The sequence below is a fragment of the Paenibacillus sp. TSM33 genome (assembly GCF_056099025.1).
On sequence record NZ_JBLZXB010000023.1, the window covers coordinates 297,673 to 319,570 of the forward strand.

Below are 21,898 nucleotides of genomic sequence, written 5' to 3' on the forward strand. Positions count from 1 at the left end.
CCTTTTTTATGACCTGATCCTAATTTGTACTTGGTTCTGAGCCCTATCAACGCTATAATAGGCATCATACCAACAGGAAAGGTACGTGAATTCCATGCTGCGATTTAATGCTATACGTACAGGTTATCTGCTGGGCATCTCACTGATACTGGCTGCGATTATTTATTTTTTCGCCTCCAATTGGGGCGGACTGGATCGGACAGCCAAAATTGTGCTAGCTGTTGCGCTTATTGTTTTGTTCTATGGCTTGTCTTTTGTATTTGCACGTGTTCGTGCTGTTCCCGGGCAACAAGCTTTTCTGTCCAATATATTTCTGCTGGCTGGCTGTGTAGCCTTCGGCGTTTCCGTGGCGTTGCTCGGTCAAATTTACAACTCCCATGCAGACAGCTATGGATTGTTTTTCATTTGGTCGGTGCCGGCTTTACTGCTTAGCTGGATCACCCGCTACAATCCTTTTTATATGCTGTCTTATGTATTGATTCATTTGGGTGTATGGCTTTATTTTTATCCAACGATGCAAAGCGCGTCTTATAGCCAACTGGAATCGTTGTCCATTGCTGGAGTGTTCGCAATATTCAATCTGGTGCTATTTCTATTGACGTTCCTTCATCGTATACATTCTGCTCCACTACAATATATAAGCTTTACTGTTCTCCAGATAGCTATGTTGGCGATGACCAACTCCTTTGCGTTCGATGGGTATGGCCTGATCATGAATATACCGCATATCGCTGTGATTGCTTTAGGATTTTATATATTTATCAAGGTTCGGCTGAATAAAACGTTACTGACTTTAAATGCATTGGCTCTCTCGGCTTTTGCTGTCTTTAAATTTATAGAGCTGGCAGAGGCGTACTCTTCATCTCTATTCTTTGTTTTCGGTTTGATTTTTGTGGCACTGCTACTGACGGGTAACGTATGGTTTTTCCGTTATTTAAATCGTTTGGGAAAACCGTCTCCGGAGGCTGGAGAAATACCCAATGAGAACAAAGAAGATATCGCAAAATCCGATGCGCAGACAACTGTTTCCGAAGACCGCAGTAGTGAATGGATCAGCAAAACCGTATCCCGTGTAATCAAAGTGGTTGGAGTATTGATTGGCAGTATATCCCTCATTGGACTGATTATGATTAGCACGAACGTAAATCACACCGAATATGTACTGCTGAGTGTGTCTTTGCTGCTAATGATTACGATGATTGTCATACCGGAGTCCAAGCTGGATTCTGTAGTCCGTTATACACTGCTGACCATCAGCTATATTACCGGTCTGGCGGCCATTTTATGGTCAGACCAGACGTTACTTTCAGTATTATTTCTGATCGTTTCCATCGCCGGATGGTTTCGCTCCAAGGGGAAAAGGCAGCAATTTTTTGCCTATACTTTTGTAAACCTGAATATGGCGACTGTTTTATTAAAGCAGTATCAAGAATGGTATGGTTGGAACTGGACCTATGAATTCATCATCTTCGCCCTATTCGTGCTTAATGCCGTGTTATATGGGGTAAGCTACTTTGTGCTCAAGACAGATTTAAAAGAACATCTTCGGGATAGTTCATTATTCTTTAGCTTATTGTTCCTGTTCTGGACGACGTTTTTTGAGGATGTCATTCCACACTCTTATATGTTCATTAACATTTTTTATTTTGTTATCGTTACAGGGATGGTCTTCGCCTTTATCCGTCATAAACACAAATCGCAGGCCATTACGAGCGTCGTATTCTGGTTTATTTTTATCGGCTTCAAATACTATGATTTATTGTGGACGCTGCTGTATAAATCTTTTACACTGGCGCTGCTGGGGATCATTACACTCGGAATTACCTGGTGGTTCGATCGACGAATGGCTCATAGCGGCAAAGCAGCATTCGATGCCGACCACCGCAGCTTTAGCTTTATGCGCTTAAGCCCGTTACTCATTGCCATCGTCATCGTACTACAGCTGGGGACTATCGGCTACCAGACGGCGAGAAGTGAAACCCTGCTCGCCACAGGTGCCTCCGTTAAGCTCAAGCTGGCTCCTATAGACCCGCGTTCCCTGCTGCAGGGCGATTATGTGGCACTGAATTACGATATTTCTACCCCTCCTTCCAAGGACCCTCTTCAGGAGAAGGATTGGAACCGAGGCAAAGTTAAAGTCGTTCTCATACCAGATAGCCGAGGAGTATATATTGCTGATCGTCTGTATCAAGATGGTGAAGTGCTTGCCCATCATGAAATCATTCTTAACGGACAATGGAATGGTTCTCGTATTCTGTACGGTATTGAGAATTATTTCATTCCCGAAGGAACCGGACGTACTGTTGAACAGAACGCTCATTACGCCTATATTCGGGTCAGCCGCAATGGAGACGCGCTGCTGGAACGTTTGGTGGAAAGCTGATCTGGATTGGCAATGAGGTAGAGGCATTGAACGAAGCGGGGCTTTAAAAATATATTTGTACAAAAAGCAGGCTAAACCAGGCCGCTCCATGGCTGGAGCATAACTCGGTTCAGCCTGCTTTTTCTTTTGCAATATGGAGGAAAACTCCTTATGGATAACCTTCCCCTAAAAGCTTATCCTCGTTTATACCTCTCTCGACCATGCCACGATTTCTTTAATATCCTGTGGCTGAGTCCGACAACAGCCGCCAATCATACGCGCTCCCGCTTCATACCATTGACGGGCACTCTGTCCGAACGTTTCTGTACAAGTATGGCCATGCCATGTCTTGGTGACTGGGTCATATTCCTCCCCCAAATTGGGATATACCACTACCGGCTTATCCGTATGGCTGTGTATTTCGTGAATAAGGGATGGAATGAATCTGGGCAACGTGCAATTGATCCCTACCGCAGCCACCTGCTCGTGCTCATTCAGCCACTTTGCACATGCGGCGACAGACTCGCCGTTACTGATATGCTGCTCATCCTTTGCACTAAAGCTGATCCAGGCATACGTGCCGGGGAATTCCTTCAGCAATCGTGTGATAGCCTTAGCCTCAACCAGACAAGGTATCGTTTCACAAGCTAAAATGTCTGCTCCCGCCTCAATCAAAGCTTTCATGCGCGGCCTGTGAAACTCCATAAGCTGCTCCTCGCTCAGCCTATAATCGCCGCGATACTCTGAACCATCAGCGAGAAACGCCCCATAGGGTCCGACAGAGGCCGCGACTAGCGGCTTGGGACGTTGCTTACTTGCAGTAGCCGTCACATCGGCCCAAAACTCATCTCGTGCCTGTACAGCAATCTGCACCGATGACTGAATAAGCTTCAATGCCTCATTTTCGCTCAGCCCGCGTTGAACATAGCCTTTCACGGTGGCCTGATAGCTCGCCGTAATCGCACAGTCTGCCCCAGCCTCAAAATAATCTCGATGTACACGCTTGATCGAATCTGGATGTTCATAGAGGATTTTGGCCGACCATAAGCTATCGTTCAGATCATGCCCGTGACGTTCTAGTTCAGTAGCCATTGCGCCGTCCAGCACGATCAGCTGAAATTTGTTCAGTATACGTTGTATCGGATTCATGCGGCCCCTCCTGCTTGTCTAATTCTATTTAACCCACTGACTAGGTTGGAATTAATTTTTTATATTATAGCATGTATATTGATGGGCACCTCACATTTACATTCTGATGTAACGTATAAATTTTTTAAATTAGTTTCATAAGTTAAATTAATTAGATATTGTTCTTTTTTTCACAAAGTTTTTTTACTATAAAGGTGCAAACCAAACACTTTGGCCAAAAGATCAGGGAATTGCATAGTCACATTTTGCATCGTCAATTATGTGAAAAAAGGTACAAGAGAGGGTTTTATCTATGTCTTTACTAGAAATGATTAAAGCGACCTTAACAGATAACAGTATTGTCAGTTCTATCGCTTCTACTGTTTTTATTATCCTGCTCGGCTTCTTTTGCCGCAAGAAGGGGATTTTTACCGCAGCCGTAGGAAAGATGCTATCTAAGGTTGTTCTCACCGTGGCTCTACCAGCACTAGCCTTTAATTCTTTCATGCAGGATATCAATCCTACCATATTAAAACAAGGCATGAATGTTTTAATCTGGGGAATTCTCATTTATATCATTCTCATCTTTATCTCCAAACCGTTCTTCCTGAGCTACAACAAGGATAAACAGGATGTTTTGCGGGTACTAACTATTTTCGGTTCTACTACTTTTTTCGGAATTCCCATTGTCGGTGCCATTTACGGTCCTACCGGAGTGATGTACAGTTCCATTTTTAATATAGGCTACCGCATTTTCTTATATTCTTATGGCTATATCAAAATGAGCGGCTTAAAAATGGAGCTTAAAAATCTCAAAACTATGTTTTTGAATCCGATCGTTATTGCGACTTTTATAGGCTTGTTTGTTTGGTTGTTCCAGGGTTACTTACCACAAATGAGTGTGGCTACAGAGGATGGGACCATTCAGCAGTTTGCTTTTCTAAGAATTGATCAAACCGCTGTCTGGCTGTTCAAGCCCATGACTTACCTTGCCGGACTAGCTTCTCCATTGGCCTGGCTATCGATTGGCTCGACTTTGGGTGAGATCAGCTTCAAATCGGCAGCTACAGACAAGACATCATGGTATTACAGCCTTGTTAAAGTTTGGCTAGTACCTATTGTGAATATCGTTTTGCTGGCTTTGTTGACTGTATCTCATATTCTGTCGGTCGATACTGTCGCTTTATCTACTATTGTCATTATGATGGCTACTCCTACAGCTACCGTAGCCGCAGCCTATGCTATCAGTTTTGATAAGGAAGCTGTACTGACTTCCAACGCTTCGCTTCTATCAACTATTACTTCCGTCGTCATGATTCCAGTGTGGATCATTACGCTCAATGTCATCGATAAAATTGGAATTTTCTAAATCAGGGGGAAAACAACATGTTAAAAATCATCTGCTATGGTGCCCGTTCATATGAGAAGCCCTATTTCCATGAGCTTAATAAATATAACTTTCAACTGACGCTGGTAGAAGAGCTACTAACCTCCAGCAATGCAGAACTGGCGCAGCATCACGATGCTGTTTTGTTAAGAGGAAACTGTGCTGCCAATCGAGAAAACCTCACAAAATTCAATAAGTACGGCATTCAATATGTTTTCACCAGAACCGTCGGAATCAATCACATTGATTTGGATGCTTGCAGCGAATTCGGAATGAAGGTCGCACGCGTCCCATCCTACTCTCCGAATGCTATTGCAGAGTTATCCTTAACGCTGGCTATGATGCTGCTCCGTCACACTGCTTATATGACTACCAAAAGCTCTTTCAAAAATTTTATTGTGGACGAGCATACGTTCAGCAAAGAGATCCACAATTGCAAAGTCGGGATTATCGGGGTCGGTCGCATTGGTCTGACGGAAGCCAAATTGTTTAAAGGATTAGGCGCTTCTGTTATCGGCTATGATGTGTACCAATCGAATGCAGCCAAGGCACTCATTCCATTCACAACCTTGGATGAATTACTGGAAGAGAGTGACATCGTCAGTGTGCACGTTCCATACTTGCCGGGACAGAATGACCAGATGATTAATGCCAGCTTTTTAGCAAAAATGAAAAAAGGATCTATTCTTATTAACACCTCACGTGGGGAATTGCAAGATAACCAAGCCATTCTGGATGCTTTGCTCAGCAATCATTTGGAGGGGTTCGGAACAGATGTTTTCCCTAAAGAGGAAGAGCTATTTTTCAAAGCATTTGACCCATGGCAAATGCTCCCGGACCCAACGATCCAGAAGCTTGTAGAGCTGTATCCAAGAGTTTTGGTCACACCTCATGCCGGCTCGAATACGGTTACTGCGTTGTCCAACATGATTGAAACCAGCTATGAAAACTTCCATGATATCATTACAACTCATTCTTCAGACAATCTAGTTCCACTTCCTGTTCTCGCTATGAAATAATGCAGGAAGCCTGGCACACTCATTGGAAAGTAAAGAACCGCTATCTCCAGATTACAATGGAAATGGCGGTTCTTTTATATTAGGATTGATCTGATAGAGCATTAGCGGCCTTCCAACCTTATGATATTCTATCGATTCAATCAGGAATCCATCATCTACCAGAAACTGAATATATTTTTTGACTGTAATGCGGGACAAGTCCACTTCTCTAGCTAAGGTTTCAACCGAAAAGGGTCCGTCCAGCTCTTGGATACTCTTCAGTATGGTAGTCATGGTCAGTTTGGACAAGTTTTTAGAGAGATTTTTTGACAGATTTAGGAATAGATGTTCAACAGTTTTTTTCTTTTCCACACCCATAGGCTCTTCTTTATTAAAATATTGATCAATGACAGCCTGATTAATTCCGTTCCCTTCCTCCATTACCATGGCCAGACGCTGGATTTTCTCCACAGCCAGCTTAAAACGTTCGAATGTAAAAGGCTTAATTAGATAGTCCGCCACTCCATAAAAAACAGCTTCCTTCACCGTTTGGATATCCTTTGCAGCCGTAATTAAAATAACCGAAGCATGGTACTGATGCTCCTGCATATGGGATAGCAAGGTTAATCCGCTTTTTCCGGGTAAATACACGTCCAGCAATACCAAATCCGGTGTGTGTGTCTGAAGATAATCCTGCGCTTTCTGGACGGTATCTGCTTTACCTACCACATCCAAGTTGTCCATACGCTCAATAAACTGTTGGTTGAGCTCAGCAACCATGGGATCATCCTCAACAATGAGTACCTTCATTCACTCGTCACCTCCAATGTACAGGGCAACTCTACATAGATACTTGTTCCCAGGCCAGGTTGGCTGTCAATTTCAATGATGCCCTGGTGATTATCCACCATGGTTTTAACCAGATTCAAGCCGTAACCCCTGTCCTCTCCTTTGGTTGAGAAGCCATGCTCGAATATTCTTTGTTGCATTTCGGAATCAATCCCCATACCATTATCCTTCACTTTCAAAATGAACACATTTCCCTCGCACTCATAATTCAATTTTAATTCAATTTTGCCGGGTTGTTTTTTTTGTAAAATGGAGTCTATCGCGTTGTCAAAAAAATTGCCCAATATGTGTATGACATCATGAACAATGTCCTGCATCTCTAGATTGGAGACATTCGAGCTTTCTTCCAGTAACACCGAAATATTCTGCTCGCGTGCTTCGTTGATTTTCCCCATAATAAAACCTGCTAACGCCGGAACCTTAATTCTCTCTGTTAGAAAGCCTACTTCATTTTGATATCGGTGATTTAGCTGCTGAATATACTGACTGACTTCTTCATATTTCCTCATCTCAATCAGTCCCGAGATCACGTGCATTTTGTTCATAAACTCATGCGTCTGTCCGCGAAGAGAGTTAATATAATATTTGGTGCCACTCAACTGATTACTAAGATGAATCATTTCGGATTGATCGCGCAGCGTGGCAACTGCCCCAAAAAACTCATTTTCAACATGTATAGGGGTTACTGTCGCAATGACTTCTATACCATTCACATAAAACGAGCGATCCTTGATCTTCTTCTTATCATCAAACACTTTCTTGAAGAGCGCGTTATAAAAGTTGGTATCAATTTGCTCTCCAATCGGGGCTTTCCTGTCTTGATTAGTCAGTTGGTACTTGGCCTGAGCTTCCTTGTTCATGAGCATAATTTTCTTGTCAGCCGAAATGGCTATAATGCCTTCAGCGACCTCATTTTCAATAATTACTTTTTCTCGTAATCGTGTTGCTATTTCTTGTGGTTCCAGCCCAAACAAAATCGTTTTGATTTTTTGCGCCAGAATGATCGCCCCCAGAACTCCACTAAAGAGCCCCAGCATCAGTCCTCCAAAAATGGTATACTGCGCCTGCATCAAATCATGATTTAGCGTTCTCATGGTCAGTCCTACACATACAATGCCAATGACCTCATTCTGTTGATTAAATATCGGCGTAAAATAACGGTAGCCTTGGCCTAAAATACCGATATTCTCAGAAAAATGTCCCTGACCAGATAGCGCTCTTCTCGCATCATTCAAATCAGAGAACGGCTTGCCAACCATGGTTGCATTCGGATGGGATAACCGAATTAAATCGTGATTCAGTATAACTACAAAATCCACATTAACGTTATGCATGACTCCAAGCGAGTAATCCTGGATCTGTCTCACAGGAACTCCCCGCTCAACATTACGAATCACATCGTTGTCACTGGCAACCACCTTGGCAATACCCGAAAGTTTTTCCTTCGTATTATCAAAATGCTTGTTAATCACGAAATTACGAATGAGAAGCAAGGATATAATCAAGGAAATAATAATAACTAAAACAACCAAAATAATAATCATGAATTGTAGCGAAACTTTGAATTGTCTTCTCGGTTTCAACTTGCCTTTTAACCGCAACCCTATCACCCAGCTTCTTTATCAAGCTCTCCATGAGAAGAAGAGCCTATCTTGCCCCTATAATCCCTTTTTATTCGACATTGTTTGACAAATTCCCTTCTTATTCTGCAAGCTTTACGCGCCTCATTGGGAATTAACGTAGTCTGTACCTGAAATAGAACAATATGCTGAATAAGGAAAGATCAATCCTCCATAATAAGGACGTATACCTAACGAAAGGGAGGATAACGGATGATTGACAATCTCGAAAGCAATTACGACTGCTCCCATGCAGGACAAGACCTTCACCAGCTCAAGCAGGAGCTCGCTACGCTTCAGGCACAAGGTGCCAACGACCAGGCATCCAAGGAAGCCATTCATCGGCTGGAAAATCAAATTTCGTTCATCTTGAACAAATGCGATATTAACCATTAGTTGAATCTGGCTGTTTGGTCAAATAAAAAAGATAACTTTAAGCTACGACCTTTTCCAGGTACTCTGCCGAGAAAAGGTCGTTTAATTTTTTCAGGAATCGCTGCTGGTTAAACAGTAAACTGCAAGATTGTCATCAAGTGTCCAGTTTAAAATTGATCTGATATAAACAATATCTTCTTTCTGTTGAATTATGTATTGAATACATATTAATCCATACAGTAAACTCTAAGTTAAAAGCTTGTTGAATCCGCCGTTAAACTAGGATATCCCCTTAATAATCAGCTTTTAACGCCAGTAATATGGAAATGAACAAAAGATAAAGATTAGAGTTTACTTTGATGACTGGAGGAGAAAGCGATGTCCACGATTAAAGAAATTTCGGAAAAAACCGGAATTACCCCATATACTCTTCGGTTTTATGAACGGGAAGGAATTCTACCATGCGTCAAACGCGATTCGAGTGGCAATCGATTGTATGACGAAGAGAGTATGGACTGGTTGAATTTTATTTTGGCGCTGCGAGCGACAGGCATGCCACTTGTCGAGATCAGGAAATATGTAGATTTATACCAAGAAGGCGAGAACACGCTTAAAATGCGTAAACAAATGATGCTTATGCACAAGGAAAAAGTGGAAAAGGACCTCTCGGAAACTATTAAATATTTGGAGCAAATCAATTACAAGCTGGCATTATATGACATGCAGGAAAAAGGATTGGCCAAGATGCTGCCCTAGATCGTCGTCTTGCAACATTCACTCTAAGTGGAGCGCGTTCCCCGGATGGAGAACGCGTCTTTTTAATGCATTCCTTAGAGTAAACTCTAATATATTTCATGTATTTATTTTCCGTTTTTTTCTATTTATTATTCTTTATTATCTAAAACACCACGGATTGGTGGGATTTTTGCCAGTACGAATTATTAAATCATTGAAGCTTGACTTATATTAAACTCTAATTGATAACCTGGGATCAAGCCAGCAATTACTGGCTAATATAAGAACAAAGGGGAAGTACACATGAATACAAAAGTAGCAATCATCACAGGTGCAAGCAGCGGAATGGGAGCGGCAACGGCCAAACTTCTCGCTCAACACAACATTAAAGTCATGCTTGCTGCTCGCCGGGAAAACCGATTACAGCAACTCCAAGAAGAAATCCGTAACGCTGGAGGTGAAGCCAGCTACAAGGTGACTGACGTCACCTCGTTTGCCGACGTGGAAGCATTGGCAGATGAAACCATTAAAGTCTATGGACAAATCGACATTTTGATCAATAATGCTGGGATAATGCCACTTTCGTTCTTCAAAAATTTGAAAGTTGACGAATGGGAGAGAATGATCGATGTGAACATTAAGGGCGTGCTCTATGGGATGGCAGCAGTGTACAAACATATGGAAGAACGTAATGAGGGACATATCATTAATTTCTCGTCCATTGCGGGACATATCATCTTCCCTTCAAGCTCTATTTATAGTGCGACCAAACATGCCGTACGGATTTTAACAGAAGGTATGCGAACCGAATTGGGACCCATGCAAAATATTCGGACGACTCTCATCTCCCCAGGCGCGGTGGAGACCGAGCTGTACGATACCATCACTGACAACTCGATTTATCCGGCATTGGAGAAATTGGGCAGCCAGGAATGGAGTCAGCTTGACCCTAGCGACATTGCGAGAACCGTACTGTTTGCGATCCAGCAGCCGACTAACGTAACGATTAACGAACTGATTGTCCGTCCTACGTCTCAAAGCTTATAAAGTTTTCGCTACAGCCGCAGCGGCTTCAATCTTCTCCTCCAAAAGATAGAGAAAATTTACGAGTAATTCCTCTAAGGAAGACCAGTTGACTGATGTTGTCCCGACACTTTTCGAGGACAAGAACATGGTACCGTTGAAAGTCGCTATTTAGGTCTTTTCCAGTAAAGTAGAAAGGGCTAAAAAGACACTTTTAAGCAGCATCCGTTTCTCGGTATTCAACCGGGGAACGGTTGTTTCATTGTCCTGGAATTTTGGTTATAAAATGAGATATATTCATATACCTGTTGTTCTGCCTCGGCTAAGGTTTCAGGTTTAATTATCTGTGCAGGCATTGTCCGGACAGTTTCCTCACCTGGAATGGCATTAAGGATTCCGAGCTTTTCCCCCTCCAGATTTACATCCTTACTTAGTGTGTCTAGTGTTTCGTTAACGAGGAAGATTGTCTCGTTGTGAAGGACTCCAAGCGACGATTTGCTTCTAAAATCTCAGAGTACTGGCGAAATGTTTGTCCTTTTTGGGTCATGAAAAAAACCCTCCGTTCAACAAGATTAAATCCATCTATCTTACCAGATGTCTTTTTTCTCTTGTCTACTTAAAGGGGATAATACTAGTTTTGTATGCTTTTGTTTATACATAAAAAGGTACCAAATTACAAAATTCCTCGTATTTCATCCAACGACTGCACTTTTTCCTGCTGCATCCATTGTTCTAGTCCGTATACCAACTCAGCCCCTGCATGTAAATGGACAAAATTATACGTTCCCACCTGAATGGCGGCGGCCCCTGCCATCGTGAATTCAATAATGTCCTCCACCGAGCTGATCCCGCCCATCCCGATCACAGGAATCGATACCGCCTGCGCCACCTGGTGAACCATACGCAAGGCAATTGGCTTGATTGCCGGGCCGGAAAGGCCTGCATACGTATTGGCAAAGACACTGCGACGCCGACGTATATCTATTTTCATTGCAGAAAATGTATTGATCAGCGAAACGCCGTCCGCGCCTTCTTCCTCGCACATCACTGCCATTTGCGTGATGTTCTCTGCATTTGGAGACAGCTTAACAACTAGCGGAAGTGCCGTCACATTGCGCACCTGACGCACAACCTCCCGCGCTACCTCTGTCTGGATACCAAATTGCATTCCACCCTGCTTCACATTGGGACATGAAATGTTCAATTCCAGCATATCAACGCCCCTGCGGTTCATTGTACGGCGTTTTTGCGCGTTTTCCGTAATCATGGCTACGGCCTGTACGTATTCCTCCAGATTGGAGCCACCCACATTAGCAATAACAGCCGTGTTCCAGCGAGTCATGTCATCCAGTTCATCCTTTAAAAAGGCCGCCACACCCGGATTTTCTAATCCTACACTATTCAGCATGCCTGATGCTGTCTCATGTATTCGTTGCCCCGTATTCCCCGCCTTCGGATGAAGGGTTAGTCCCTTGCCGACGATGCCGCCGAGAAGTTCAGGAGAATAGAACTCCGCAAACTCACGCCCAAATCCAAACGTACCCGATGCCATGATAATTGGATTTTTGAACGGTACACCTGCTATATTACACGCCATGGAGATCATCGAACTCCACCTCCTCCACCGGGAATACAGGCCCTTCCTTACATACCCTCCGATTGCCTTCACGGGTACGCATAGTACAGCCCAAACATGCGCCAATACCGCAAGCCATGTGTCTTTCTGTTGAAATATATAAACGGGACGCTGTACCCGCCGTTTTCAACGCAAGTGCTTGCAACATCGGAGTTGGCCCGCAGGAAAACATATTCGCATAACGAGCCGGATCGACCTCTTCGACGATGCTTCCCCCTACCTTAACCTGCACAGATGCCGCCACAGCCTCGAACGCTTCAACCCCGAAGGCTTGCTGTGCAAACCCCAGATAAACGTGCGCTTGCGGGTAATATTTTGCAGCCAACAACAAAGGTGCTGTACCCATGCCACCGCCGATTAAAGCTAGACTGCCCTCAACCTGCGGAAACCCGTTTCCGAAAGGTCCTTCCAACTGAATCTCCTGACCAGGCTGTAACTGGGAAAATAAATTGGTTCCCTCTCCAACAACCCGGTATAGAAAGGAAATGCTCTCTTCCCCGATATCATAAATGCTGATGGGTCTGGGCAGCAGTGGGTAACCTGTCCCGCTACGCAACATGTAGAACTGACCCATCTTTCCTTTAAATTTCCCCTCTATCTTCATTACATAAATGCCCGGAACGAGCGCCACATTTGAAATTACGTTAGCCATATAACCCCTCCACTAACCACTCACTATAACGTAAAAGCAGCAACTATTACGTGACTATTTTCACATTTACAGAGGATGTTTTGCTCGATGGCTCGTATATAAAAAAAGCGTAGTCCTGTTAGAGAGTACGCTTTTACATTTTAACTAATAGCTTCGCGCTCCGCATTGCGGCTGCCGCTCGCATCCTTGCGGATTTGCTTGCTGCGCAGCTGTCCGCAGGCCGCATCAATGTCCACTCCATGCTCCAGCCGAACACTACAGCTAATGCCTTGTTTTTTCAGAACATCGTAAAAGCCAGTAATCGACTCCGACTCACTCCGCTGGTATTGGCTATGCTCATCCACCGGATTGTACGGAATCAGGTTCACGTTCGCCAGATTGCGACGATGGCCCACCAGCTCAGCCAGTTCGAGCGCATGCTCCTTACCGTCATTAACATCCTTCAGCAAGATGTACTCTAGCGTAATACGACGATTAGTTTTGTCCAAATAATAATCAATCGCCTGCATGAGCTTCTCAATCGGAATCGCCCGATTGATCTTCATAATGCGGGTACGAATCTCATTATTCGGAGCATGAAGGGAGATCGCAAGATTGACGTGCAGATCGGAATCTGCAAATTCAATGATTTTATCGGCAAGGCCACTGGTGGACACGGTGATATGCCGCGGCCCAATCGCCAGCCCTTTATGATCCTTAATGACCCGAATGAAATCGGACAGATTCACAAAGTTATCAAACGGTTCGCCAATCCCCATCACCACAACGTGACTGACCCGGTCGCCCGGACGTTCCTGGTCCAGATACAGCTGCACCTTCATGATTTGTCCTACGATTTCACCACTGGAAAGGTCACGGCTCTTCTTCAACAATCCGCTCGCACAGAAGCTGCATCCAATGTTGCAGCCCACCTGGGTCGTCACACATACGGATAGTCCAAACTTATGCCGCATCAGAACCGTCTCTATTAAATTACCATCCTGCAAGCGGAACAAAAATTTGACCGTCCCGTCTGCTGACTGTTGCTTCACGTGTTCTTCCAATGTCTCAATAGAGAAGTGCTCTGCCAACAGGCGAGTACAACTCTCATGGACCTCTGTCATCGCCGCAAAATCAGTAATCCGTTTCCGGTACAATGCGTCCCATACCTGTAATGCCCGAGACTTTTTATGTCCATGCTCGATGAGCCATGCTGTCAATTGGTCTAGCGTTAATCCATAAATGGATTCCTTTTTCATGTTCGATCCTCTTTTCACAAACGTTAAAATTCGTATTTCTATATATAAACCCTAGCCATCACGACTCGTCTCAACTATCATTGCATCATAGCATGTTTGAGCGCTCTACGCTATTCAAACACTCCTTTTATTGTCCCAAATTTTAATTATGAACACAAGGGGGCAGGCTGATGAAATCCTGTTCAACAACAGCACGCAAAGACAGGATGAAGAACACCGTGAATGATATGATGACAACTAAGGAAGGTGATGTGGTTGGAATGGTTGGTTCGGATCAAGAACGCACTCGATCTAATGGAAGAAAGAATGCAGCAGCCCCTCGATATCGATGAAATTGCAAAGGCAGCTTACTCGTCGCCCTTTCATTTTCAACGGATGTTTTATATGCTGACTGGCGTTACGGTAGCAGAATATGTGCGCAAACGTCGGTTGACCCTGGCTGCTCAGGAATTAAGTCTTTCTACTACCAAAGTACTGGATGTTGCGTTCAAATACGGATATGATTCCCCCGAATCTTTTTCTAAAGCGTTCCGAAAGGTACACGGTATTTCTCCCTCTGAGGCCAGAAACCCGGGGGTGAACCTGAAAGCCTTTCCGCGCATCACCTTCCATCTATCGCTGAAGGGAGACCAGGAAATGGATTATAAAATTGTAGAGAAGGCGGCCTTTACGGTCATTGGAAAGTCCATTCAAGTCACGACTAAGAACGGGGGAAATCTGCGGGAAATCCCAAAATTCTGGGATCAGCTTAACGCAGATGGCACATCAGATCGCATTCATGCCTTGGGGACAGGCGACGATATACTCGGTATATGTCTGGACATGAAGCACGGTGAGGAAACATTTAGCTATCTCATCGCCGCAGAGGGCAGTGAAGATGTAGCAGCCTCGAACGGATTAGAAGCCAGAACCATCCCGGCTGCAACCTGGGCCGTGTTTACATCCACCGGCCCTATGCCTCACTCGATCCAGAAGGTATGGCAAAGAATTTACCAGGAATGGTTCCCTGCCAGCAATTATGAGCATTCAGGCGGTCCTGAACTGGAAGTGTATACCATGGGGGATGCTCATGCTGAAGACTACCGAAGTGAAGTATGGATTCCGATTACGAAAAAATAACAAACGAACCGGCTGCCTACTGCAGTCGGTTTGATATCGTATGCTCAGGACAATTGCCCAAGTTCCTGCTTTAATACGGAATATAGCCTTGAGCTTGCCAGCTTCAGCGGTGCCTCGGTTGCTTTACACAGAAGACCAAAGGTCATATCAATCAAGCTGCCGCTTAATTGCCTCACTGCTGTTCCTCCCGGGACAGGATCGACTAGAATTTGTGGAACCAGGGCAATCCCTAATTCACATTCCACATAAGATTTCAGAGCCGTCATGCTGCCAATCTCCATCGTGTCTAACGTGGTTATTCCATATTCCCTCAGGACCATTTCAAGTTTGCGCCGATAAGGACAGATAGACGAGGTAATAAGCAGGCGATGCCCTTGCAAATCTGCGGGTCTAATGCACTCCTTTTCTGCAAGAGGGTGATGTTCAGGCATCAAAATCACAAAATTCTCTTTAAATAAAGGTTCAAAATATAGCTCAGAACTCAAATCCGGGGCAGAGCATAACGCGATGTCCACATCTCCTTTGAGCATACGCTCAATTAATGTAGGGGTATTCCCAAACTCAACAGAAACCCGAATGTGGGGATGATCGTTCAAGAATCGTTTTAAAATTTTAGGTAGTCGGTAACTGGCGGTTGGTTCAGTCACTCCTATACGAATGTCCCCTGCGGCTCCCCTTTGCAGGTTCTCCATATTTTCCTGCAATTGCTCCATATCTTTAACAATATGCAGACTTTGCTCGTACAACATCCTGCCCGCTTCAGTTAACTTTATTTTCTTGCCCCGTTCAATCAGCTGAACTCCTAGATCGGATTCCAGCTTCTGTATTTGCATCGTCACGGTGGATTGTGCATAATTCAACGCTTCCGCTGCACGCATAAAACTACCGTAATTTACAATCATCTGAAATGTTTTGAGTGCTTTAATATCCATTCTCGACTCCCATGTTACTTGCTTAATTCAATTTTATTGAATTTCAAGTTCATTTAATTCAATTATACAAAATATAATACATCGTCTACAATGATCCATATCAAACCATATTATTTTCTCTCACATAATACTAATGAGTTGGATAGGAGCGGGTATACATGGATTTACACCAAAAAGTAGCCCTGGTTACAGGTGGCGGGACAGGAATTGGAAGAGCGATATGCATGCAGTTGGCGTTCCGGAAGGCTACAGTCGTCGTCAACTATTCTCGTTCTAAAGACGATGCAGAGGAAACCGTCCGTATGATACTTGAACAGGGAGGAAGTGCAATTGCATTACAGGCAGATGTTTCCCAAGATCGGGAAGTTCGAGCGATGGTCGAGCAGATTGTTCAGCAATACGGCACGGTTGATGTACTGGTGAATAACGCCAGCATTACACATCATATTCCCATGGAAGATTTAGAAGCTGTTACGGAAGAGGTGTGGAATGACCTCCTGGATGTCAATGTAAAAGGCATGTTTTACTGTGCCAGAGCCGTGGCTTCTTGTATGAAGCATCGTCAACAAGGAGCTATCGTCAATCTGGGAAGTATAGCAGGACAAACCGGGCTAGGTTCCTCGCTACCGTATGCGGTATCCAAAGCAGCTGTCCACGGGCTAACCAAATCGTTAGCACGATCACTGGCACCTGATATTCGAGTCAATTGCATCGTGCCAGGGGCGGTGGCGACCAGATGGTGGGCAGGTAGGGAAGAACAAATGAAACAATTAGCTCCCCATCTGCTGCTACAGCGCATTTCTACACCTGAAGATATTGCCAGCATGGTCTGCTCTGCCCTGGAGCAGGAGGCCATGACAGGCCAGATCATTACGGTAGACAGCGGACAAACGCTATAAAGATGCTGAGCTTCTAGCTAAAAAACAAGCCGCCTTCCTAGACAGAAGGCGGCTGTCGAGCTATCGTATCCCGTAATTAGCTACATTTTTGCCTATTGGTAACTAAAGATAAGTAATTTTTAAATAATGAGCCTCCCGAAAGACTATTAGAAAGTTAAGCCATCGCCAGTCCATACAGTGACATACAGAGAACCATCCCCATGACCATACAACATGAAAGGGATAGAATTACACCGACAATAAATATCTCCAATACGAAAGCAGTGATAAAACATAAAATAAATTGAAGAAGCATTGCTTTTAGAGATATGGTGCCAATCAAGCCATTTGTATATAGATTATACAATGTCATGAAAACGACCATCCCCAAGCACATCATTAAACCAAAATAAAAAAGGTATCGTTCATCTCGACGATACCTTGGAATGTAGCAGTTTTGATGTTAGAGTGCTGCTTTAAAACAGTTTATCCTAATGATGATGAATACGGCGTTTGTTTCTCAAAATGTTGCGAATCATCTTATGATTAGGGAGCTGCCTGAATAACATATGCCCTGGATGCGGATTGGCCTCAATAATCCAGATTTGACCGCTCTTCTCAATAGCAAGATCGATGCCCAGCTCGCGAACCGGATGATTTTTGTCAATCGTGTCGGCAATGATTCTAGAAAGCTCAATGACCTGGTCCAAAATCTCTTTCATTTTCGCTCTGTCATTTTTAAAAACTTTTAAAAGCACTTTGGACAACGGCGCCGCATGTCCTCCCTTCCGATAGTTGGTAACGACTTTTCGAGGTGCAGCGACACGGCCGGTTATCCCTGAAATGACCCATTCCGATTCCGGCTTCTGCATGTACACCCTGGCATCAAAAATCGAACCTTTGTACTTGGCTAACTTAAGTCCTTGCTGTACCAAATAACGACGGTGAGGTCTCCGATAGCTTCTAATTGCTCTTCTTACGGCGTGGGATCTAACGACTCTGCGACTGGAGCCACAACGAACCTCATATCTCCTCCCTACCTTTTTCGCGCGTATGATGCCGGTTCCTCCACTGCCATAATTAGGCTTGATAAAGACTGTGCGATAGGTATCCAGCATCCGTAAAATCCTTGCATTTGTAATCCAGCGGGTTTCGGGCAAGTGCGAGCTTAAAATGGGATGTTGTCGCATTTCCTTGTATTGAATCATCTTTCCTATGGGCACGAATATCCCTCAATTCTGTTGGGTTTTTGCACACACTACATGAATATGCATCTATATTCTATCTTGGTAACGGCGAATGCCACAGTATGCTATGTAAGAGGCAGATTTGAAGTAACAATAGCGCCCTGTGCTATTGATCCTGTCATCGAATCGCTATTGTAGTTTTCCTGGCCACTTCTTTGGATTCTTTTAAAAAAAAGAGTATCAAATGACAAAAACTCATATTTGTCATTTGATACTCTTTGTGTTATTCTGACCTCAAGGAGGTGACTCACACGGTAAGCTAACCGTGTCTCTATGGAAAAATCCTCAGATATTCTGACCAAGGAACAGATTCTCATTGCTACGGAAGACACACTTAGGCGTTTTGGTGTAGCCAAAAGCTCCGTGACCGATGTTGCCAAAGTATTAGGAGTAAGTCACGGCACTATTTACCGACACTTTAAAAGTAAGGCCGAGCTTCTTGAAGGCGTGACCGAAAAGTGGCTAAATGAAAAGATTATTAAGCCGTTAACAGAGATATGTCAGGATTCATCTGTATTGGGAACGCCTCATTTAAAACGATATATACAGACCTTGATCGAGCTTAAACAGTATTATGCCCGCGATGACGAGGAAATGTTCGAGATGTATACCCGGGTCACCGAGCAGGCCGCGGATTTAATCGACCAGCATATCGCCCACATTGTGGGTCAGCTTGCTGACATTATTGTGCGCGGAGGCATCACAGCAGATCAGCCGGCCCAACTGGCGCGTACGCTTTTCTATGCCACAGCCCGTTTTCATCATCCCGCACATGCTTACGAATGGAAGAGTCCGGCGATTGATCAGGAGTTTGCAGAAGTGTGGATGCTTTTAGAAAAGGGAATCTCATAAAAAACATTTGGAAAGAAGGCTAAGCACATATGAAGCATTTGGATGGGAAAATAGCGATTATCACTGGCTCCTCCAGAGGAATTGGACGTGCGATTGCCGAGCAACTGGCTGAGCTGGGTGCTAATGTAGTCGTAAATTATGCCAGCCGTCCAGACAAAGCCAAAGAAGTTGTGGAGGGCATTACTCAAAAAGGCGGAAAAGCCATCGCTCTCCATGCTGATCTGGGCAAGATGAGCGATATTGAGGCACTATTTACCAATACGATTGCTGAATTCGGCAAAGTGGATATTCTGGTTAACAACGCCGGGCTGATGATTACCAAACCTCTGGCTGAGGTGACCGAAGCTGATTTTGACCAACAATTCACACTGAATGTAAAGGGTACCTTCTTTGCCTGTCAGCAAGCGATGAAGTACATGGAGAACTACGGAAGAATCGTGAATCTGTCCACGTCCGTGATCGGACAAATGTTTCCAGCCTACAGTGTATACGCGGGTACGAAAGGCGCGGTGGAGCAATTTACCCGTCAGCTAGCCAAGGAGTTCGGAAGCAGACAAATTACGATCAACGCCGTGGCTCCCGGTCCGGTCAACACAGAGCTTTTTCAAGCAGGAAAAACAGAGCAGCAGATCGAAGGCATGAAGAAAATGAATGCTATGGGTCGTCTCGGTGAACCAGAAGATATCGCTGATGTGATTGAGTTTCTGGTCAGCGCCAAATCGCAGTGGGTTACCGGACAGACCATCCGCGTCAATGGCGGGTTCATCTAAAAGCTGGAATACATGAAATGGAGGCTATACACGTTCATGATATTACACAAAGGCGAGACCTTATTTCGACAAGGGGAATCAGGCCCTTTATATCACTTAAAGAGCGGCTTGTTAAAAATTGTCCGAGTCCATGAAGACGGCTCGCAAATTTTAGTTAATGTAATTGTGCCCGATGAGATCATCCCTCATCACTCTCTCATCAGTCCCAATCCTTATTATGGTACCGCGATGGCGCTGGTCACCTCAGAGATTGAGGTTCTGTCGCAAAAGGAATGGTACCTGAAGCTGGAGCAAGACCCGGCTCAATGCCGAGCCATCGCTTTGCAGCTACAGGATAAGCTGCGCATGATGCAGCAACGAATTGACCAGCTCACGGAGGTATCGCCTGCCGAGAAGCTTCGGAAGCTTCAACGCTGGTTCCACTCCTACATCGCACCCGCTACGTTAACAGACGTGCTGACGCAAGAGGAAATCGGACAGTTCATCGGGTTACGCCGGGAGACGATTAACCGGCTATTGCGTGCTTCAGGCGCTCCATCTGCGAAAGATGGTGACGATAATGCATCTCGATGAGTCTAAACCACTCTCCCGCATTCAACGCGCCAAATCCAGGATGAGGGGAAGTAGATGACCCTGTTGATTTCTCAACGGTTGGCTCAATCTCCCTCATTTTACGGATCACCACGTTCAATCCTTCTGCAATCTCTTCTTTGCTCGTCGGTTGGGGGGGAGTATACTGCGGAGATGGTGGGACTTGAATACGTATGGGTGGATAGCTTCCCAAGTTAAATGCGGTTGTGCCCGCCTCCGTTTTAGTCCCTTTTTCCCCATTAGACTGTAGACAAAGCTCTATGTTCCTAAGATGCATATAAAGAGCAGAGTTCACCAAATGAAGATACATTTGCCCAAGCGACCATTGTCCCTCCTGCGGTGTGTACTGCAATTGCTCCAGGGTAAAGCTGTCCAATTCAAGAAGATAGTGCTGTGCCGTTTTTTCAAAACTCTGTAATGTTTCGCTTGTATTCATATAGTAAATGCCCCTCTCTATCAAAGTAGCTTTACTATACAAGAACGCTACTGACAGCATTATGTCAGTAGCATTTCAACATTTTTTCCACTTCTGTTCGGACACGCTCGCGAAGCGATTCAGGCTCCAGCACCACCATATCTGCGCCCCAACTAAGTATCCATGATAGTAATTCCTCTGGGTGCCTAACACGGAAAAATACATGGATTCCATCCTCACACTCCTCTATGGACTCCATGTAAAAATGGTTCGCTTCCTTCAATTTATCTACAATATCCGAACGGGCCTTTATGTGAACATTGATGTGACGGTCATCGACTTGCTTATAATCCTGCAAATTAAAATCAATAGGCAACTGATAACTGTCCTCTAGCATGATCAGATCGTTCATACGCGACAAACGGAAATGACGCATCTGCTGCCGCAATTCGCATTGTCCAATCAAAACCCACGAACCATGAAGTAGTACAAGACCATAAGGGGCGACCACACGCACACTTTGGCGATTTCCGTCAGCCTCTGGCATTTTTTTGGAGTAGCCAAACCGAACCTTCCGTTTATCCAATACAGCGATACGCAGCATCTCCAAATAGGCTTTCTCTGTATGGTTTGTCCCTTTACCCACCGCCAGCAGTCTGATGGTCGTCCGCACCCGAGTAACTTCCCTGCGAACGCTCTCTGGTAAAATGGCTTCAATTTTTCTGCGTGAAGCTTGGGCCTTCTTGCCATAGTCTGTATCAAATTTTTGTTCAACAAAATCTGCCCCAATTAGCAGCGCCACAGCCTCTTCTGCGGTAAAACTTACAGGAGGCAGAAAGTAACCCTTCATCAAGGAATATCCAATGCCCGGTGCTCCTACAATTGGCACACCCGATTCGCTTAAAGCCTGAATATCCCGATAGATGGTTCTCACACTTATTTCGAAAATCGCCGCTAAATCCTCGGCCCGTAAAATATCGTTACGTTGTAACTCTAGCAAGATGGCCAGCAGCCGGTCGGTTTTGTTCATCCTATATCGCCCCGTCCTTGAGAGGATCTAAATGCACGAATTTAAAAGAGCAATAAGGGCAG

Annotated in this window: 22 protein-coding genes; 11 read left to right on the forward strand and 11 right to left on the reverse strand. The window is 44.5% G+C overall.

The window, feature by feature from the left end; all coding sequences use genetic code 11:
* The first annotated feature begins 94 nt into the window (after positions 1-94).
* Complete coding sequence (locus ACN6NF_RS24625) at positions 95-2,383, forward strand: GDYXXLXY domain-containing protein (protein ID WP_474320125.1); 2,289 nt, start codon at positions 95-97, stop codon at positions 2,381-2,383.
* Between the two features lie 183 nt (positions 2,384-2,566).
* On the opposite strand, the gene mmuM is transcribed toward ACN6NF_RS24625, so the two are convergent.
* On the reverse strand, positions 2,567-3,511 hold the full coding sequence (gene mmuM / locus ACN6NF_RS24630) for a homocysteine S-methyltransferase (RefSeq protein ID WP_474320126.1): 945 nt from the start codon (positions 3,509-3,511) through the stop codon (positions 2,567-2,569).
* Between the two features lie 292 nt (positions 3,512-3,803).
* Between mmuM and ACN6NF_RS24635 the strand changes: the two genes are divergently transcribed.
* Positions 3,804-4,859 carry an AEC family transporter gene (locus ACN6NF_RS24635; protein ID WP_123797811.1) on the forward strand — a complete coding sequence of 352 codons (1,056 nt, stop codon included), beginning with the start codon at positions 3,804-3,806 and terminating at the stop codon, positions 4,857-4,859.
* A gap of 17 nt (positions 4,860-4,876) precedes the next feature.
* A complete protein-coding gene (locus ACN6NF_RS24640) occupies positions 4,877-5,896 on the forward strand; it encodes a 2-hydroxyacid dehydrogenase (protein ID WP_474320127.1) in 1,020 nt (339 codons plus the stop codon).
* A 51-nt stretch (positions 5,897-5,947) separates the two neighbouring features.
* On the opposite strand, the gene ACN6NF_RS24645 is transcribed toward ACN6NF_RS24640, so the two are convergent.
* Positions 5,948-6,685, reverse strand: a complete 738-nt coding sequence (locus ACN6NF_RS24645) for a response regulator (protein WP_474320128.1) — start codon at positions 6,683-6,685, stop codon at positions 5,948-5,950.
* Entirely contained in the window at positions 6,682-8,268 is a 1,587-nt protein-coding gene (locus ACN6NF_RS24650; protein WP_474320129.1) for an ATP-binding protein, read from the reverse strand. The genes ACN6NF_RS24645 and ACN6NF_RS24650 overlap by 4 nt, the downstream gene beginning before the upstream one ends.
* Positions 8,269-8,556: 288 nt before the next feature.
* On the opposite strand from ACN6NF_RS24650, the gene ACN6NF_RS24655 reads away from it, so the two are divergent.
* The 3 genes from ACN6NF_RS24655 (at position 8,557) to ACN6NF_RS24665 (ending at position 10,500) form a co-directional block, all read left to right on the forward strand.
* Positions 8,557-8,739 (forward strand): hypothetical protein, encoded by a 183-nt coding sequence (locus tag ACN6NF_RS24655; protein ID WP_016822587.1) that lies wholly within the window; start codon positions 8,557-8,559, stop codon positions 8,737-8,739.
* Between the two features lie 357 nt (positions 8,740-9,096).
* Positions 9,097-9,474 (forward strand): MerR family transcriptional regulator, encoded by a 378-nt coding sequence (locus ACN6NF_RS24660; protein ID WP_474320131.1) that lies wholly within the window; start codon positions 9,097-9,099, stop codon positions 9,472-9,474.
* A 282-nt stretch (positions 9,475-9,756) separates the two neighbouring features.
* Positions 9,757-10,500 carry an SDR family oxidoreductase gene (locus tag ACN6NF_RS24665; RefSeq protein WP_474320132.1) on the forward strand — a complete coding sequence of 248 codons (744 nt, stop codon included), beginning with the start codon at positions 9,757-9,759 and terminating at the stop codon, positions 10,498-10,500.
* 649 nt (positions 10,501-11,149) lie between these two features.
* Here ACN6NF_RS24665 and ACN6NF_RS24670 read toward each other — a convergent pair.
* The 3 genes from ACN6NF_RS24670 to rlmN form a co-directional block, all read right to left on the reverse strand.
* The gene (locus tag ACN6NF_RS24670; protein WP_474320133.1) at positions 11,150-12,082 is read right to left on the reverse strand and encodes a dihydroorotate dehydrogenase; all 933 of its coding nucleotides are present in this window, start codon (positions 12,080-12,082) and stop codon (positions 11,150-11,152) included.
* Entirely contained in the window at positions 12,063-12,764 is a 702-nt protein-coding gene (locus ACN6NF_RS24675) for a dihydroorotate dehydrogenase electron transfer subunit (protein WP_474320134.1), read from the reverse strand. Before ACN6NF_RS24675 ends, ACN6NF_RS24670 begins: the two co-directional genes overlap by 20 nt.
* A gap of 140 nt (positions 12,765-12,904) precedes the next feature.
* A complete protein-coding gene (gene rlmN / locus ACN6NF_RS24680) occupies positions 12,905-14,002 on the reverse strand; it encodes a dual-specificity RNA methyltransferase RlmN (RefSeq protein ID WP_474320136.1) in 1,098 nt (365 codons plus the stop codon).
* Positions 14,003-14,251: 249 nt separating this feature from the next.
* Between rlmN and ACN6NF_RS24685 the strand changes: the two genes are divergently transcribed.
* On the forward strand, positions 14,252-15,121 hold the full coding sequence (locus tag ACN6NF_RS24685) for an AraC family transcriptional regulator (RefSeq protein ID WP_474320309.1): 870 nt from the start codon (positions 14,252-14,254) through the stop codon (positions 15,119-15,121).
* Between the two features lie 44 nt (positions 15,122-15,165).
* Here ACN6NF_RS24685 and ACN6NF_RS24690 read toward each other — a convergent pair whose 3' ends face one another.
* A complete protein-coding gene (locus tag ACN6NF_RS24690) occupies positions 15,166-16,053 on the reverse strand; it encodes a LysR family transcriptional regulator (RefSeq protein WP_474320137.1) in 888 nt (295 codons plus the stop codon).
* Between the two features lie 158 nt (positions 16,054-16,211).
* Here ACN6NF_RS24690 and ACN6NF_RS24695 point away from each other — a divergent pair, with 158 nt between their 5' ends.
* Entirely contained in the window at positions 16,212-16,952 is a 741-nt protein-coding gene (locus ACN6NF_RS24695; RefSeq protein ID WP_474320138.1) for an SDR family NAD(P)-dependent oxidoreductase, read from the forward strand.
* A gap of 154 nt (positions 16,953-17,106) precedes the next feature.
* On the opposite strand, the gene ACN6NF_RS24700 is transcribed toward ACN6NF_RS24695, so the two are convergent.
* Together ACN6NF_RS24700 and ACN6NF_RS24705 are read right to left on the reverse strand one after the other, a co-directional pair.
* A complete protein-coding gene (locus tag ACN6NF_RS24700) occupies positions 17,107-17,379 on the reverse strand; it encodes a DUF2798 domain-containing protein (protein ID WP_474320311.1) in 273 nt (90 codons plus the stop codon).
* A 43-nt stretch (positions 17,380-17,422) separates the two neighbouring features.
* Positions 17,423-18,154 carry a YheC/YheD family protein gene (locus ACN6NF_RS24705; protein ID WP_474320139.1) on the reverse strand — a complete coding sequence of 244 codons (732 nt, stop codon included), beginning with the start codon at positions 18,152-18,154 and terminating at the stop codon, positions 17,423-17,425.
* 297 nt (positions 18,155-18,451) lie between these two features.
* Between ACN6NF_RS24705 and ACN6NF_RS24710 the strand changes: the two genes are divergently transcribed.
* From ACN6NF_RS24710 to ACN6NF_RS24720, 3 genes are read left to right on the forward strand one after another with little or no spacing between them, the layout of a single operon-like run.
* Positions 18,452-19,030 carry a TetR/AcrR family transcriptional regulator gene (locus ACN6NF_RS24710; RefSeq protein ID WP_474320141.1) on the forward strand — a complete coding sequence of 193 codons (579 nt, stop codon included), beginning with the start codon at positions 18,452-18,454 and terminating at the stop codon, positions 19,028-19,030.
* A gap of 29 nt (positions 19,031-19,059) precedes the next feature.
* Positions 19,060-19,800, forward strand: coding sequence for an SDR family oxidoreductase (locus tag ACN6NF_RS24715; RefSeq protein WP_474320142.1), 741 nt, complete (start codon positions 19,060-19,062; stop codon positions 19,798-19,800).
* A gap of 36 nt (positions 19,801-19,836) precedes the next feature.
* A complete protein-coding gene (locus ACN6NF_RS24720) occupies positions 19,837-20,373 on the forward strand; it encodes a Crp/Fnr family transcriptional regulator (protein ID WP_474320143.1) in 537 nt (178 codons plus the stop codon).
* Here ACN6NF_RS24720 and ACN6NF_RS24725 read toward each other — a convergent pair.
* Together ACN6NF_RS24725 and ACN6NF_RS24730 are read right to left on the reverse strand one after the other, a co-directional pair.
* Positions 20,306-20,827: a DinB family protein gene (locus ACN6NF_RS24725; RefSeq protein ID WP_474320145.1), complete on the reverse strand. Its 522-nt coding sequence runs from the start codon at positions 20,825-20,827 to the stop codon at positions 20,306-20,308. The genes ACN6NF_RS24720 and ACN6NF_RS24725 overlap by 68 nt on opposite strands.
* Positions 20,828-20,891: 64 nt before the next feature.
* The gene (locus ACN6NF_RS24730; protein ID WP_474320147.1) at positions 20,892-21,836 is read right to left on the reverse strand and encodes a helix-turn-helix transcriptional regulator; all 945 of its coding nucleotides are present in this window, start codon (positions 21,834-21,836) and stop codon (positions 20,892-20,894) included.
* Positions 21,837-21,898: the final 62 nt, after the last annotated feature.

Excerpts from the sequence above, each read along its gene's own strand:
- ACN6NF_RS24720 (WP_474320143.1), top strand. The coding sequence starts at position 19,837 with ATGATATTACACAAAGGCGAGACCTTATTTCGACAAGGGGAATCAGGC.
- ACN6NF_RS24690 (WP_474320137.1), bottom strand. The coding sequence starts at position 16,053 with ATGGATATTAAAGCACTCAAAACATTTCAGATGATTGTAAATTACGGT.
- ACN6NF_RS24655 (WP_016822587.1), top strand. The coding sequence starts at position 8,557 with ATGATTGACAATCTCGAAAGCAATTACGACTGCTCCCATGCAGGACAA.
- ACN6NF_RS24650 (WP_474320129.1), bottom strand. The coding sequence starts at position 8,268 with ATGATTATTATTTTGGTTGTTTTAGTTATTATTATTTCCTTGATTATA.
- rlmN (WP_474320136.1), bottom strand. The coding sequence starts at position 14,002 with ATGAAAAAGGAATCCATTTATGGATTAACGCTAGACCAATTGACAGCA.
- ACN6NF_RS24645 (WP_474320128.1), bottom strand. The coding sequence starts at position 6,685 with ATGAAGGTACTCATTGTTGAGGATGATCCCATGGTTGCTGAGCTCAAC.
- ACN6NF_RS24640 (WP_474320127.1), top strand. The coding sequence starts at position 4,877 with ATGTTAAAAATCATCTGCTATGGTGCCCGTTCATATGAGAAGCCCTAT.
- ACN6NF_RS24695 (WP_474320138.1), top strand. The coding sequence starts at position 16,212 with ATGGATTTACACCAAAAAGTAGCCCTGGTTACAGGTGGCGGGACAGGA.
- ACN6NF_RS24715 (WP_474320142.1), top strand. The coding sequence starts at position 19,060 with ATGAAGCATTTGGATGGGAAAATAGCGATTATCACTGGCTCCTCCAGA.
- ACN6NF_RS24660 (WP_474320131.1), top strand. The coding sequence starts at position 9,097 with ATGTCCACGATTAAAGAAATTTCGGAAAAAACCGGAATTACCCCATAT.
- ACN6NF_RS24710 (WP_474320141.1), top strand. The coding sequence starts at position 18,452 with ATGGAAAAATCCTCAGATATTCTGACCAAGGAACAGATTCTCATTGCT.
- ACN6NF_RS24730 (WP_474320147.1), bottom strand. The coding sequence starts at position 21,836 with ATGAACAAAACCGACCGGCTGCTGGCCATCTTGCTAGAGTTACAACGT.
- ACN6NF_RS24725 (WP_474320145.1), bottom strand. The coding sequence starts at position 20,827 with ATGAATACAAGCGAAACATTACAGAGTTTTGAAAAAACGGCACAGCAC.
- ACN6NF_RS24625 (WP_474320125.1), top strand. The coding sequence starts at position 95 with ATGCTGCGATTTAATGCTATACGTACAGGTTATCTGCTGGGCATCTCA.
- ACN6NF_RS24665 (WP_474320132.1), top strand. The coding sequence starts at position 9,757 with ATGAATACAAAAGTAGCAATCATCACAGGTGCAAGCAGCGGAATGGGA.
- ACN6NF_RS24670 (WP_474320133.1), bottom strand. The coding sequence starts at position 12,082 with ATGATCTCCATGGCGTGTAATATAGCAGGTGTACCGTTCAAAAATCCA.
- ACN6NF_RS24685 (WP_474320309.1), top strand. The coding sequence starts at position 14,252 with ATGTGGTTGGAATGGTTGGTTCGGATCAAGAACGCACTCGATCTAATG.
- mmuM (WP_474320126.1), bottom strand. The coding sequence starts at position 3,511 with ATGAATCCGATACAACGTATACTGAACAAATTTCAGCTGATCGTGCTG.
- ACN6NF_RS24675 (WP_474320134.1), bottom strand. The coding sequence starts at position 12,764 with ATGGCTAACGTAATTTCAAATGTGGCGCTCGTTCCGGGCATTTATGTA.
- ACN6NF_RS24635 (WP_123797811.1), top strand. The coding sequence starts at position 3,804 with ATGTCTTTACTAGAAATGATTAAAGCGACCTTAACAGATAACAGTATT.